The organism is Candidatus Seribacter sulfatis (assembly GCF_964187635.1).
Lineage (GTDB): Bacteria > Verrucomicrobiota > Verrucomicrobiia > Opitutales > Seribacteraceae > Seribacter > Seribacter sulfatis.
Window position 1 is genome coordinate 1 of the sequence record NZ_CAXLMO010000020.1, and the last position, 13,384, is coordinate 13,384.

The 13,384-nt window shown below is 42.7% G+C and carries 13 protein-coding genes; 8 read left to right on the plus strand and 5 right to left on the minus strand.

The window, feature by feature from the left end; genetic code table 11:
- The coding region (locus tag ACKPQ5_RS02685; protein ID WP_407677551.1) for a sulfatase/phosphatase domain-containing protein at positions 1 to 319 on the plus strand (319 nt) is incomplete at its 5' end.
- On the opposite strand, the gene ACKPQ5_RS02690 is transcribed toward ACKPQ5_RS02685, so the two are convergent.
- The 4 genes from ACKPQ5_RS02690 to ACKPQ5_RS02705 are packed head-to-tail and all read right to left on the minus strand — an operon-like array spanning position 312 to position 4,882.
- On the minus strand, positions 312 to 1,517 hold the full coding sequence (locus ACKPQ5_RS02690; RefSeq protein ID WP_407677552.1) for a response regulator: 1,206 nt from the start codon (positions 1,515 to 1,517) through the stop codon (positions 312 to 314). The genes ACKPQ5_RS02685 and ACKPQ5_RS02690 overlap by 8 nt on opposite strands.
- Before the next feature lie 27 nt (positions 1,518 to 1,544).
- Positions 1,545 to 3,125: a sensor histidine kinase gene (locus tag ACKPQ5_RS02695; RefSeq protein ID WP_407677553.1), complete on the minus strand. Its 1,581-nt coding sequence runs from the start codon at positions 3,123 to 3,125 to the stop codon at positions 1,545 to 1,547.
- Positions 3,126 to 3,137: 12 nt separating this feature from the next.
- Positions 3,138 to 3,725, minus strand: coding sequence for a thioredoxin domain-containing protein (locus ACKPQ5_RS02700; RefSeq protein WP_407677554.1), 588 nt, complete (start codon positions 3,723 to 3,725; stop codon positions 3,138 to 3,140).
- Positions 3,726 to 3,736: 11 nt separating this feature from the next.
- Positions 3,737 to 4,882: a response regulator gene (locus ACKPQ5_RS02705; protein WP_407677555.1), complete on the minus strand. Its 1,146-nt coding sequence runs from the start codon at positions 4,880 to 4,882 to the stop codon at positions 3,737 to 3,739.
- A gap of 66 nt (positions 4,883 to 4,948) precedes the next feature.
- On the opposite strand from ACKPQ5_RS02705, the gene ACKPQ5_RS02710 reads away from it, so the two are divergent.
- The 5 genes from ACKPQ5_RS02710 to ACKPQ5_RS02730 all read left to right on the plus strand — a co-directional run bounded on the left by ACKPQ5_RS02710 (position 4,949) and on the right by ACKPQ5_RS02730 (position 10,448).
- Positions 4,949 to 5,398 (plus strand): FxLYD domain-containing protein, encoded by a 450-nt coding sequence (locus ACKPQ5_RS02710; RefSeq protein ID WP_407677556.1) that lies wholly within the window; start codon positions 4,949 to 4,951, stop codon positions 5,396 to 5,398.
- A gap of 29 nt (positions 5,399 to 5,427) precedes the next feature.
- The gene (locus tag ACKPQ5_RS02715; RefSeq protein WP_407677557.1) at positions 5,428 to 5,931 is read left to right on the plus strand and encodes a hypothetical protein; all 504 of its coding nucleotides are present in this window, start codon (positions 5,428 to 5,430) and stop codon (positions 5,929 to 5,931) included.
- Positions 5,932 to 6,110: 179 nt separating this feature from the next.
- Entirely contained in the window at positions 6,111 to 7,484 is a 1,374-nt protein-coding gene (locus ACKPQ5_RS02720) for a vWA domain-containing protein (protein ID WP_407677558.1), read from the plus strand.
- 94 nt (positions 7,485 to 7,578) lie between these two features.
- Positions 7,579 to 9,744: a sensor histidine kinase gene (locus ACKPQ5_RS02725; protein ID WP_407677559.1), complete on the plus strand. Its 2,166-nt coding sequence runs from the start codon at positions 7,579 to 7,581 to the stop codon at positions 9,742 to 9,744.
- Complete coding sequence (locus tag ACKPQ5_RS02730) at positions 9,741 to 10,448, plus strand: response regulator transcription factor (RefSeq protein ID WP_407677560.1); 708 nt, start codon at positions 9,741 to 9,743, stop codon at positions 10,446 to 10,448. The genes ACKPQ5_RS02725 and ACKPQ5_RS02730 overlap by 4 nt, the downstream gene beginning before the upstream one ends.
- A 9-nt stretch (positions 10,449 to 10,457) precedes the next feature.
- Here ACKPQ5_RS02730 and ACKPQ5_RS02735 read toward each other — a convergent pair whose 3' ends face one another.
- Positions 10,458 to 11,654 (minus strand): serine hydrolase domain-containing protein, encoded by a 1,197-nt coding sequence (locus ACKPQ5_RS02735; protein WP_407677561.1) that lies wholly within the window; start codon positions 11,652 to 11,654, stop codon positions 10,458 to 10,460.
- A gap of 76 nt (positions 11,655 to 11,730) precedes the next feature.
- Here ACKPQ5_RS02735 and ACKPQ5_RS02740 point away from each other — a divergent pair, with 76 nt between their 5' ends.
- Together ACKPQ5_RS02740 and ACKPQ5_RS02745 are read left to right on the plus strand one after the other, a co-directional pair.
- On the plus strand, positions 11,731 to 12,570 hold the full coding sequence (locus ACKPQ5_RS02740) for a 3-keto-disaccharide hydrolase (RefSeq protein WP_407677562.1): 840 nt from the start codon (positions 11,731 to 11,733) through the stop codon (positions 12,568 to 12,570).
- Positions 12,571 to 12,709: 139 nt separating this feature from the next.
- Positions 12,710 to 13,384: ThuA domain-containing protein (locus ACKPQ5_RS02745; RefSeq protein ID WP_456064504.1), on the plus strand; the 675-nt coding region annotated here is incomplete at its 3' end.

Below are 13,384 nucleotides of genomic sequence, written 5' to 3' on the forward strand. Positions count from 1 at the left end.
GGAAGCTCCTACCGGATTAGATGGAGTATCCTTCGCTCCCACACTCTTGGGTAAAAAGAATCAACAAAAGAAAAGAGAATATCTCTATTGGGAATTTCACGAACGGGGAGGAAAGCAGGCGGTGCGTATGGGTAAGTGGAAAGGAATTCGTTTGAATGTTCGTAAGGATCCAAATTCTCCGATCGAGCTCTATGATTTATCCAAGGATATTGGAGAGGAAAATAATATTGCTTCCAAGAACCCTCAGATCGTTCAGAAGATACAAGTTGCGATGAAGGAATCACATGTTGAAAGCACGATCTTTCCCTTTATTAAGTAGAATTCGTCTGCTTACTAAAGGGTATATTGTAACGGGTTAAGATTGTTACAGTATCATCCCAAAAATTATGTTCGGTGATGAAATCTTTGTCTAACTGAGGTAACGGGAAAAGATGAAGGTTGTTTTTTGCTTCGTGAAAAACGATTTGGGCTAAATGAAGGCTCAGAAGCAAATGGCTCGGGTATTTTGACTGTGATGGTTGGAGTTGGTTTTCGATCACAGTAGAGAAGTAAGCAGGCATGCCCCATAGGTTTGCGAGAGTTGCACCTGCTTTGGCGAAATCAATTCCAAAATGATTGATCTCCGAGTCATAAATCGGTTTGTCCAAGTTCATAGCGGAAGTTGAAAATTCTTCATCTATTGCAAAAAAAGCGAGTCTTCCAAGGAAACTTAACAGACCTGCAGTAAGAGCCTCTGGTTGGCTCAACGAATTTCCCTTCATTATAGAGGAAATTTCGAGGCATAGTCGTCCCATCTTTGCGGAATCAGTGAGCACATCAATATAAGGTTGTGGGATTCCATTGGGGAAATGCTCGGACTGTTCAAATTTTCCGGCAGCAACCAGTTGGCTAAGTGCTTCGGGGCCCACCACATTAATCGCTTCTTCTAGGTCAATCTTAATAAGAGCCTTCCCAAAAAAGGGAGAATTGGCAACCCTCAGCAATCGGGATCCAATAAAAGGATCAGATGCAGCTATAGCAGCCAGTTCAGATTTAGTTGGTTGAGTATTGAGGGCTTCTGTAAATTGATTTTTCGTTAGGGTAAGACCAGGCATCCCATTTAGGTAAACAATGCCTTCCTTTACTTTCGAGGAAAGGCATTTGACCGCTTCAAGGCAATTTTGAATTGCCAGTTGAACCTTCGAAGCTTCCATTGGTTTTAGAAGGGCCTGATGTACTAAGTCGACCGATTCAATTACAACTTTTTGTTCGGTATAACCTGAAAGAACAATTCGAGCTGTTTTGGGTGAGTGAGTTCTCACTTCTTTAAGCAATTCAAGTCCGCTCATTCCTGGCATTCTCATGTCTGTGACTAGAACATCACAACCTGCAGATTGAATTTTTGCAAGTGCTTCTTTTCCACCTTCGCAAAAAGTCATATTCCAATTTTTACGCTGGCCCCGTAGTGCTCTTCGAAGTCCGTCTAGAACCTGTGGCTCATCATCTACAAAAATAATCTTTGGTGAATCTTCCTGCATGAAAATTAAAGAAATATGTATTTAGGTTTAATCGCTCTGATGATTGGGTATTGTAACGATAAATTTTGTTCCGGTTCCTTGTTCTGTTTCAAAGTGAAGGGAGCCTGCGTGTTTTTTTGCAATCAAATTATGGGCAAGTGTCAGCCCTTGTCCTGTTCCTTTACCAACATCTTTGGTGGTGAAAAAGGGGTCAAATATTTTAGTTTTAATACCTTCGGGAATCCCCAGTGCATTATCAGCGATTATGATTTTAATTTTGTTGTCTTCTTGTTCGGCAGAAATGGTGATCTCTCCTCTTTCATACTTTTTCTCTTGAATGGCATCCTTTATCGCATCGGCTGCATTAACAATTAGATTTAGGATAACTTGATTAAATTCCCCTGGATACAAGGATACTTCAGGGAAGTCATCCGGTATATTGTTTGTCACTTTTGCCGAGTACTTCCATTCATTGGTAGCAACAGTTACCACAGTCGAAATGAGCTCTTTGAGGTTTACCTTTTTTTGATGCCCGCCAGGGTGGGCAAAACTTTTCATGGAACGAACGATTTCTGCAATTCTGAGAACTCCATCCGAAGTTTGCGAGAATGCCTTTGGGACTTCGTCGAGAAGGTAGTCAATATCAAGTTCTTTATCAACGGATTCCAGTTTTGCGGCAATTCCGGAGAGGTTTTCTTTGGATGTTCCCGAAAGAATATCTCTGTATTTTTCTCGCAGAGAAACCATATCTTCAAAACTTTCCTTAAAAAATGAAATATTATTTCCTACATATTGAGTCGGGGTGTTAATTTCATGGGCTACGCCGGAAGCCAATTGCCCAATTGATTCCATTTTCTGAGCCTGTACCAACTGAGTTTCAAGGTTCTTGCGCAAATTGATTTCTTTCTCCAATTCTGTGGTCTGGGCTTCAAGCTCCTTGGTTTGTGTTTCCAGTTCTTTAGTCTGTTTTACCAATTCATCCGTTCTTTTGTTTACTTCATCTTCAACTGAGTGTTTGGCATCCTCCAAGTCAGTCTGATTCTGTGCAATTTGCTTCATTTCAAGAATACTTCTTTTATTCGAATAAATCAGGAAAACGACTTCGAATAATATCCATGCCGCGTGTTCCAGACTGCGCCAGGGTGTTGCGGTTAGAACACCGTAAACTGATTCCGGGTACCAAAAACCGCGGGCTAAGTGATCGAGGTAAATGATCACAGTCGCAGTGAGCAGTACTTTGAAATCTCTATAAAATGCAAGGATAGGAAGGCTGGCAAAAATGAGGAAATGGGTCTCGATCCGCCCTCCAGTAAGATGGATAAAGAGGGCAGCGATTAAAATTTGAGATATAGCAATGACATGTCTTGTAATTATTTTACCTTGGTGAAATCTACCGAGGTAAAGTGCAGGTAAGATTATGATGAGTCCAAGAATGATCGCGGCATATAAATGAATGTGCCAGGAACTCTCTTCTCCTTCCCAAGTGTAGGGAGAGACAAGTAACGCCAAGCAGATTCCGAATATGTATTGACCCAAGAGCAATCGAACAAAAAGAAAGTCGGTTCTTTTAACGATTCTTTGGAGGTCTTTTTTAAAAAGTTTTTCCGCTACTTGATTAATTTTTTCCATAGAAAATGAATTTTATGAGTCCGTGGGGTTGTTTTGTATCGGACATCCATATACGATTCCTTTCTCAATACCTGTTGTTTTGCCCAATACTTGAGACAGTATGATCGACTTGCCATGATTGTCTCCTTCATGACCTCGGCTTGCGGTTATGCCTCCAGAGTACCTAAGATTTCCATCTTTGTCATAAAGACAAACCGCACCGGAAGTTGTCATTCCAAGTGACTCGGCAATTTTACCAATTTGATCAGATAAAATAGACACGGCAGGGATGGACTTGGCTTCGTTTAATAAAGCACCATTCTGCCATTCCCGTTGTTCCCCCCTCGGCATGTAGACAAGGATTGAAACGCCCATCTTGCCTTTTGTTTTGGCCAAAATTCTATGAAGTTCAGCCAATGAAGCTTTTGTGCAAGGGCAGCGGGGATGAATGCTCATGAGTAAATGGAAACGACCATCTTGGAAATGTGAAGGTATTTTAAGAGGTGCCTCCTCGGTTTTCCCAGGTGTAAAGGAATAATTCCATAGTAGTAAGAAACCGGTAAGGCAAGCCGTTGCCCAAACCGATAAAAGCAAGAAATTTCTAATTCTTAATGGATTCAATTTACTCGGTGTTATTCTCTTTTAAAAACTTTAATCATTTTAGGGAACGGTGAACGGGTGTAGCAAGAGTTGTAATTGTGAATCACTTCGAGAAAATGATTTGTAATGTCCGTTCCTTTTGGTGCTACCAACATGTCGCTTTCCAAATGAATATTTTCAGCCAGTCGCATTCCTACTGCTAATTCATTTATTGAAACCTCAGCAATTATGTAACGTGATTTTGACTTTTGCAGTAAGCCCCGAAGGGCCAAAAGAATTTCTCTGGAAAAACTTGGCTGGCTTGCATCAAGAGTACCCAAAATAATATCTAGTTCGTGTCCTTCGGTCTCAAGATAATCAAATTCAAGGGCTGTCCGTAAGATTTCATAACTTGAAATTATATTTTCTTTTCCTTCATTTTTGTAAGGCAGTGGGCTGACCAATAAACAGTCGAGTATAGCCCTTACCTCTTCGAGACGGGGAATGTGTCCAAGTAGATGATCGATGACTTTGGGGAATTTCTCGACCAGTTTTTTGATGTCGGGGCGCAATTGTTTGTTGTGAAAAACATCTTCTGCTTCTTCCTCAGGCAGTGTAATTGCAGCTAACTGAGAAAATATGGCAGCTGTTTCAATTTGCCAGGTGTTTTTGCAATTGAGCACTCTCGCGATTTCGCCAGCTAGTCGCTTGACTCTTTGTGCCCTGCCAAAAAACAGAGGTTTTATGGTTGAAAGTGTTTCCGTGAGGGCTTCTACCGATCCAATTAATGTTTCATGAAGAAGTACCCTTTCTGACTCAATTAATTCCCTTTGGCGTACCCCCGCTGCCAAAGCATCCCTAAGGGTTTCAGTTGAACATGGCTTTTCTAAAAGCCTGAACACATGCCCTGAATTTACCGCTTTCATTGCATCTGTGTAATCGGCATGCCCGGTAAGGAGCATAGTGGTGCAGTCAGGGTCAAGTTTTATGATTTCAGAAAGAAAGGAAGCACCGTCCATCCCCGGCATTCTTTGATCGGATACCACAACGGAAAAGGGTGCTTCTTTTTCAAAAGTTTGTATTCCTTCCTCACCGCTTACAGCTATATAGGTATCATAGGTATGCCGGCATTGTCTTTGCAAGTCCGACAAGATTGCCGGTTCGTCATCAACAAAAAGAATTTTTGGCTTTTCATTCATTAATTGACTTTAGTTAATTAATTTCTGTTATTCAACGATCATAATTTACTATTAATCTTTCTGTAAATGAAAAATAAACTAACCTGCCCACATTGTGATAAAGAAATCACTACTTTAAAGATGGGTTACAATGCCAAGCAAGCTTTAGTGATTATACCTATATTGTTGCTTGGTTTTATTCCCTTTCTCTCCATATTTTTTAAATCCAATTCTCTCGCTTCCGATGATTTGGATATTACCAGTTTTGATACCAGGATAGATGGCAAAGAAATGGTTGTGACTGGAATTATTAATAATTTAACGGACAGTGCTTGGACTTCAGTTAGTGTGGAAGTGGAGTTTTATGACGAAGGCGGAAATTTTATTGGTGAAAGTGATGACTACATAGGTTCCGAAATCCATTCCAAAGCAAATGAAAATTTCGAAGTTCGTTTTCGCAATCTGCCCGAAGTTGTATTGCAGGGAGATGCCTCTACTAAACTTAAGATTGCCGGCGGAGTCTGCAAAAACTTTTAAGTAGAAAAAAAGAATTTTAAAAGAATTTAATGAAGGTAATTTTTTACTTACTTTTGGTAAATTTATTTATCTCCTGCGGAGGTCATTCAAATAAATCAGTTCCCCAGTCCCTTAAGGGAGGTGCTTCGGTTGTTGCCGCTTCTCCAGTTATTCTAGTCGGTGGTTCCATGATTGGCGGGAGGAAGATTGCTCAGAAAAGTGCGATCGTAACCAAGGTACCAGCGAAATGGTATGCTGAGGAAATTACTGGTGAAAGACTTCGCACCTTAATGATACCAACTGGGAAAATGACGGGGAAATGGAGCTATATGGGAAGTCGTGGGGATCACCATTTTTTTTCACATGAGATTTTGGGTAGGGATATATATCGAGTCTTGAAAACTCAATACGAGGTGGAAGATTCATTCCCATTAACTTGGCAAAATTCAAAATGGAGAACTATTGCAATTACCAGGGAACCCTTTGATCCGGAATTGCTCGAAAGGTTTCGCAATGATGCCGGGATAGAACTGATTCCCTTGGAGAATCAATAGAAGTTAGCAGTTACACTTGTTTGGGTGGGCTGTTTCCTCGCTCATGTTCAGATTACATTGTGATGAAAAGATACATCATGACATTTCTTTGACATTTATTTTACCGAGGACTGACAACATTTCACTCGTTTTGTGGTTGAATGTGGGTTTTGAAAATAAACCCAACAAATATTCACACCATGAAAAGATTATCTATTCTACTTACAGCCACATTCTTTCTTTTAAGTGGCATTCAAACCATATCCGCAAAAAAGAAGAAAAAGGATTCAAAGGAACCTAATGTTCATGTCCGGGTTGATTTGGATCGCACTATTCTGCCTGCCGGCAAAAAAGGAAAGGCAGTAATCAAAGTCTGCCTTGAGCCGGAAGAAATTATTCGCGATGCCGCGAATAGACCATCGGTAAATGTTGCTTTAGTCCTTGATAAATCCGGATCAATGAGCGGTGAAAAAATTGCACAGGCAAAGGAGGCCGCCGTTCAGGCGATTCGACGTTTAGGAACGAAGGATTTGGTATCTATTGTAGCTTATTCCAACCAGGCTGAATCCATTGCTCCGGCACAGAAGGCTGGAAATGTCAGTAAACTGGAAAATATTATACGAAACCTGCGAGCCGTTGGGGGAACTGCCCTGTACGCTGGAGTAAATCAGGGAGCTGCAGAATTAAGAAAGAATTTGAGCAAAGAATATTTTAATCGGATTATCCTTCTTTCAGATGGCTTGGCGAATCAGGGTCCATCTTCAACCGCTGATTTGGTAAGACTGGGACGGGCTTTTGTGAAGGAAGATATTTCAGTTAGCACTATCGGTCTCGGTGGTGGATATAATGAAGATCTCATGGCGGGTCTTGCGAAAGAAGGGCAAGGAAACCTTTATTTTGCCGAAAACAGTAGTGAATTGTCAGGTATTTTTGATGCTGAAATCGGAGATGCACTAAGTGTGGTTGCACGTAATGCAGTTATAAAAATTGAAATGCAGGGGAAGGTACGTCCCGTTCGTCTGATCGGAAGGGATGGAAAAATTGAAGGAAATCAGGTAGAAATTGAAATTAAGCATCTTTATGGTGGGCAAGATAAGTTTGCGCTTTTGGAAGTGGAAGTGCCTGAAGGTAATCATGATCAAAGTATCAGCTTGGCGAATATTTCAGTCAGTTTTGACTCTGCGAAGGGAGAAGAAAGGCAAACCCGTAAAACTAAAATTAAATGTGCTTTCAGTGATAACCAGAAAGTTGTGAATGAATCAGTTAATGAAGATGTGATCGTTGCCTATGTGGACAACCAGGTCGCAGAGGCCAAAGATCAAGCCATTCAATTGGCGGACGAGGGAAGGCATGAGGAAGCGGTTCGTGAACTTAAGAAACTAAATTTTAAGATCGAAGCCCAAAACAGAGTTTGGGCCAGTTCATCGATCAGCCATAAGAATGGTCAGTTTCTTGATGAAGTGGAGGAACTTGATCAAGCTGAAGGCCTGTCCAATGAGAATCGCAAGGCTTGGAAATCTTCGAATTATCAAGTGCAGTCTCAGCAGAAAGTAATTCCAAAAGCCCGAAAATAGGCTTTGAGCTGTGGCTTGCTATTATTGGTTGATTTTATCAAGTTAGATTGAAATGCGTTTGAATCGTTTTGTTATTTGGCTGGGTTTGCTGGTTATGGCTACCTTTTCAGTCGGAATCCTTGCCTTTCTTCTATTGCAGAAGGAAGGCAGTCGGATTCGATCAAATGCCGAGCATTCCCGTGTAATGGCGCAGGAAGCGACAAGTAGGGCAAAGCTCTATCATGAAATGGCTAGGCAGTCCCGCGAGATGGCAGAGTATGCTGAACAGGCGGCAGAGGATTCGTTGGCAATCCGGGCTAGAACGGTAGCAGATAATATCGATTTGATCATGTCCGAACTTAAAGATGGACTGATGTTGGGATTACGAAAATTGGATAATCAATCAAGCAACCAAGAAATGCTAGCTTGGTCTAATTCAAACAGATGGGTTGCCAATGGATTTGTTTGGGGGAAAGGTCAGGAGGTAACTTATTCCAAAGATACTCAAAATCGCAACCTATCTATTTTTAAAGATGATGATGGCTGGGCTTGGCAGAAAACAGAAAAAGCAAAAGAAGTTTTGGACGATGGTTTGGAAGTTGAATCCTTAGCACAGGTTGATCGTGATGAAAAAATGACAAAAGAAGCGGATGAAGGTGTAGTAGCTTACCAAAGTGAATCAGAACAAAATGACTTATTAGCTGAATCGCAAATTAGTCAGAGCGAGGCCTTGGATTCTCTCCAGCAGCAGCGTGCTAATTCTCAGGCTCTTTACTCACAAATCAATGCTCCAGCTGTCGCTAAACAGCGATCTCTTTCTCAGCAGCCTGATTCTCAGTTGGAAAATTACAGGGAAGCTCAGTCCTTTCTTAGTCAAAATATTACCGACTTAAATTTAAAAAAGATTGCAGTTGAATCAAAGAAATCTTCCTGGGCCAATGGCTTGGATAATTTCCGTGCAAGCAAAGTGCAGAGAAAGCAACTACGTGATGAAGTCAGGAATGATATTCAGGTTCTTGAGGTTTCTGATGAACTAGAAGAGGTGGCACAGGAGACTTCTGTTGATGGGGTTGCATTCAAATCGAGGGAGGAGTGGGAGTATGACAGAAACAAAGATTCTCCAATTTGGATGGTGTGGAGGCAGTCGAATCCTTTAACGGGAATGGGTTTGGAACTAGAGACCGAAGAGGTTATAAAAAGCCTCAAGAGTGGATTTCCCGAAAATCTGGTCGATGGTGAATCTTTTGTATTAAAAGATGATCAGGGGATTGAAATATGTTCTTCGGGGGACAGTCCTGGGGAGAATGAAAGGTTTGTGAAAGCTTCCGTTCCCGTTGGGGAAGAGCTTCCAGGTTGGAAGCTCTCCGCTAGGAGAGTTTTGCCTCAAGAGGTTGTTTTGCCTCCCGCTGAATTACCGGATGAACAGATTGCCAAGTTAGGAAGCATATCATCAATTTTGGGCCTTTCATTTAATCCTGAGCGTGGAGGCTACCTTGTTTTTAGTGCGGTGATCTCACTTATTCTGGTCGCAGCATTTCTTTTGGGAGGTTCTGTTCTTTTGATTCAGGTGCGCAGAAACAGCTTAGAGGCGGTTAGAAAAACCACTTTTGTTTCCAATGTTTCACACGAACTGAAAACGCCCCTTACCACTATTCGAATGTACGGTGAAATGCTTGGCGATGGTATGGTGAAAGATGAAAACAAACGAAAAGGATATCTTCAGACTATTATTTCCGAAAGCCAGCGTCTCACTCGTTTAGTTAATAATGTTTTGGATTTTGGAAGATTGGAAAGAGGAGAGAAAACTTACAATTGGGAGCAGGTGGAAATGGGATCAGTGATTTCAGGAATTCTAGAGACTCAAACCCCAAGATTGGAGAGAAACGATCTCAAGGTGGAATGGTTGGACGAATCCCGTAATGGTTTAGCCAAATTGGATCCCGATGCTCTCGAGCAGATTATTCTGAATCTTTTGGATAACCTAGTGAAATATGCAAGCGAAGGAAAGTTTGCTGGAGTGCGTCTATTCAAGGATAAACAGACTATTACTCTGGAAGTGGCTGATCATGGTCCCGGAATTCCTGCGGAACAAAGAGAAAAGATTTTCGAAACTTTTCATCGTGTGGATGATGCTCTCACTTCCACCAAGCCGGGTTGTGGAATTGGATTAAGCATTGCTCAAAAACTGGTCGAAGATATGCTGGGAACGATTGCTTGTGAGCCCAACCACCCCAAGGGTACCTGTTTTCGTATTGTATTTCCTTTATCAAAAGAAACATGAAAAAAAGAATACTGATTGCAGAAGATGATATTAATATCCGTTCGGGTTTGATCGATGCATTGGAAATGGATGGGCATGAAGCTCATGGAGTTGGAGATGGGGCAGCAGCAATTTCCCATTTCCGTCAGGAAAAATGGGACTTACTCATTCTTGATTTAATGATGCCGGAAAAAAGTGGATATGAAGTGGCCCGTGAAGTCCGTGCGATCGGTTCAGATGTTCCCATTCTCATGCTTACCGCGAAGAGTGAAGAAATTGATAAAGTTCTTGGTTTTGAGATGGGGACCGATGATTATGTAACTAAGCCTTTTTCGGTTCGTGAACTGTTGGCCCGTATTAAGGCACTTTTGCGGAGAAGTTCTGGTAACTCTTCTGATTCTCAAAAAACAGGTGAGCCTCCGGCAAATTTTAACATTGGCTCTGTTGAGGTGGATGGTCGCCGATATGAATTAAAGGCAAACGGAAATGTACATTCACTCACGCCGCGTGAATTGAAACTGCTTTCTTTGTTCCGTGAACGGGTAGGGGAGGCTCTTAGTCGGGATTACTTACTCGATCATGCTTGGGGAATCGATTACTATGGAACAACCCGAACTTTAGATCAGCATATCGTTCAACTGCGTAAGAAAGTGGAACCTGATCCTGCTAGTCCGAAGCTTATTCTAACTGTTCATGGGGTGGGTTACCGCTGGGCAGAAGGATAATATCTTTTTTTAGAACGCCTGAGTAAGAGCCTCGGGGAGTTCCTTGAGCATCCTGCCCATGCCTTTGTTGTGTGCAGTGGCTGCCACCACTAGGTCGAGACTGGGGAAGACAAAGATGAACTGACCGCCCGCTCCCCGTCCCTGAATAATTGGATATTTTTTACCGTTGATTTCGCGAGTCTGACTCCACCAAAAATAGCCGTAAAAGTTTTCTTCATTTGTCTGCACCAGGGGTGAAGTGGCTCTTTTAACAAAGTCTTTAGGCAGATGTTGTTTCCCCTTCCATTTTCCCTGATGGAGAGTAAGCAAACCCATCTTGATCATATCGCGGGACCGTAAACTGGAACCGGCTGCTGATTTGGGGAACCCGCTCAGATCTTCCTGCCAACCATAGTTGAGAATACCCATAGGCTTCAGCAGTTCATCACGAATGAAACCTTCCGCCGATCCCGGAACAATAGATTCCAGGACCTGCATGGTGAAGACGGTGTCGGCTGCCTGGTATTTGAAGGGTTGGAATGAAGAGTTTGGAAGAACGGGTAGATCTTCAGTGAATTGTAAGTAAGCTCGGGCTTGTCCCTGTCCACGAAGCAGATTGGGCTTTTGCATAAAATTGCCAATTTTCTTTTTGGGTAATCGAATGCCAGACCTCATTTGCATCGCTTGATGAAGGGTGATTTTATCCGCCCCTTTGGCTAATTGGTTAGTCTTGATTTCCTTAAGGAAGGATACCACGGGTTTGTGTAAGTCCTCCATGGAAAGGTGGCCAAGTTGAATGGCTCGACCTATGGCGTAGGTAGTGTAAGACTTGGTAATGGACATCTGATAGTGCGGATAGTTGGCCCTTCCTCTTCGAAAATAAGATTCGAAAATCAGCTTATCTTTGTACGCGACCAATAGGCTGTCGGTTTTACCATGCTTTGGGCTGTCTGCAGGTTCAGCCAGTTTTCGAACATAATGGAGGATTTTCTCTTTTTTACCTCCGTCTTTTCCCAGTTCACCTACTGTAAGCTGATCATTTCTGTCTCTTGGCTTACGAGTGATGAAGGGTTTTTTGAGGTAAGGTATTCCTTTTTCCTTTTCAAACGAGATATCTGCGGCATTAAGATCGGTAACTTCGGGAGCAAGTCCGGTGCTTGCCAACAATGTTTTCCCCAAGGGTAGGAATGCTAGAACTATATAGGAAGTGAGTAAATTGAGGTTCATAGATTGAGTTGAAAAAATGATTTTCTTACCGGCAATGAAATTGACATATGGCCCAGTATCAGACGAAATATATAAGATGTTTAAATTATCAGCCCTGTCTCTTTTTATCGCAACGCTAACCTGTTCGGTTTTCTCAAAAAGTGGACCGGTGATCCGTAAGGAAATCAAGGAGCAAAACGGACGCAAGGCTGAATACATGTACATCGACGGAATCAAGGTGCATGAGACGGATCCGGAAAAACAGCCGCAGCCTCCCGTTGTCGAACCCAAGCCTTATGATGCCAAAGCGGCCAAACCGCCCAAGGGGGCAGTCGTCCTTTTTGATGGTACCCCAAAAACTCTCAAAAATTGGCAGGCAACCAAAGGTGGGCCAACCAAGTGGAAATTAGTGGATGGAGCTCTGGAATCAGTCCGGGGGGGTGGTTACCTGCAGAGCAAGAAAGAGTTTGGATCCTGTAAATTACACATTGAATTTGCCACACCCAGTGAAGCAAAGGGGAGCGGGCAGGGGCGTGGAAACAGCGGAGTCTTTCTTATGGGGCAGTATGAAATTCAGGTTTTAGATTCCTACAAAAATATCACTTATCCGGACGGGCAGTGCGGAGCCCTGTACGGACGGGCCAAGCCTTTGGTGAATGCCACTCGTGGACCAGGGGAGTGGCAGACTTATGATGTTACTTTTCATCGTCCTATCTTCAATGATGAGGGCGAGGTTACCCGAAAGGCAAAATTCCATGTTATCCACAATGGCCATGTCATCCATGATAATCTGGAGTTAAGTGGTGGAACCGGTTGGAGAGGCCCGCACTCGATTTCCGAATATAAGAAACACAACGATAAGGGACCCTTGAAAATGCAGGATCATGGCAACCCGGTTCGTTTCCGTAATGTCTGGATAAAGCCCCTTAAGGACTGAGCTTGTCTCTGGTTGAAAGGATTGACATTTAAAGAGGGTAACCCGGATTGCTTTGGTAATCTGTGGGTTGTCTCAATCGGGGACTCGTGTTAGATGAATGTTTTAATTTAAACCAAATTATTCAGTAAACCTCCCAATTATGAAATTATTTTCTAGCTTTCTGTTATTTTCCACGGCTCTTTTTTCCTTTGCAAATGAGAAAATAACCCCTCTTAAGGGTTTGCTGGTCACGGGGGGTGGGCATCATGACTATGCTACCCAAAAAAATATAATTACCGAGGAGATAAGTAAGCGTATATCGGTGGAGTGGGAAATTCTTTTCGAGATGGATCCGAGGCGTATGAAAGGATTACTGGGCCGGGAAGATTGGGCTAAAGGGTTTGATTTTATATTTTATAACTTCTGCTTTGCCCGGGAGGATGACACTCAATTTATCGATAAAGTCGTGGCGGTTCATCAAAGCGGAGTTCCTGCAATCGCGATGCACTGTGCGATGCACACTTATCACCCCTATCTTAAAGGTAAACCCGAAGATAAGAGCTGGAATAAAATGCTTGGGGTGGTTTCTACCGGACACGGTCCCCATGTCCCCTATGATGTAACCATTGCCAAAGAACAAACCGGGCACCCTGTAGTCAAAGGCTTGCCCAAAAAATGGAGAACCCCCAAGGGTGAACTTTACATGGTCCCCACGGTGATGGAGGGAACCACTGTGCTGGCATATGGAGACAACGGTGCCGAACATAAACCACCCGCCCCACAGGCATTGGCCTGGGTGAAGGAAAAAGGTGGATTTAAGCTTTATGCGACCACC

Excerpts from the sequence above, each read along its gene's own strand:
- ACKPQ5_RS02705 (WP_407677555.1), bottom strand. The coding sequence starts at position 4,882 with ATGAATGAAAAGCCAAAAATTCTTTTTGTTGATGACGAACCGGCAATC.
- ACKPQ5_RS02710 (WP_407677556.1), top strand. The coding sequence starts at position 4,949 with ATGAAAAATAAACTAACCTGCCCACATTGTGATAAAGAAATCACTACT.
- ACKPQ5_RS02690 (WP_407677552.1), bottom strand. The coding sequence starts at position 1,517 with ATGCAGGAAGATTCACCAAAGATTATTTTTGTAGATGATGAGCCACAG.
- ACKPQ5_RS02725 (WP_407677559.1), top strand. The coding sequence starts at position 7,579 with ATGGCTACCTTTTCAGTCGGAATCCTTGCCTTTCTTCTATTGCAGAAG.
- ACKPQ5_RS02695 (WP_407677553.1), bottom strand. The coding sequence starts at position 3,125 with ATGGAAAAAATTAATCAAGTAGCGGAAAAACTTTTTAAAAAAGACCTC.
- ACKPQ5_RS02720 (WP_407677558.1), top strand. The coding sequence starts at position 6,111 with ATGAAAAGATTATCTATTCTACTTACAGCCACATTCTTTCTTTTAAGT.
- ACKPQ5_RS02740 (WP_407677562.1), top strand. The coding sequence starts at position 11,731 with ATGTTTAAATTATCAGCCCTGTCTCTTTTTATCGCAACGCTAACCTGT.
- ACKPQ5_RS02715 (WP_407677557.1), top strand. The coding sequence starts at position 5,428 with ATGAAGGTAATTTTTTACTTACTTTTGGTAAATTTATTTATCTCCTGC.
- ACKPQ5_RS02730 (WP_407677560.1), top strand. The coding sequence starts at position 9,741 with ATGAAAAAAAGAATACTGATTGCAGAAGATGATATTAATATCCGTTCG.
- ACKPQ5_RS02735 (WP_407677561.1), bottom strand. The coding sequence starts at position 11,654 with ATGAACCTCAATTTACTCACTTCCTATATAGTTCTAGCATTCCTACCC.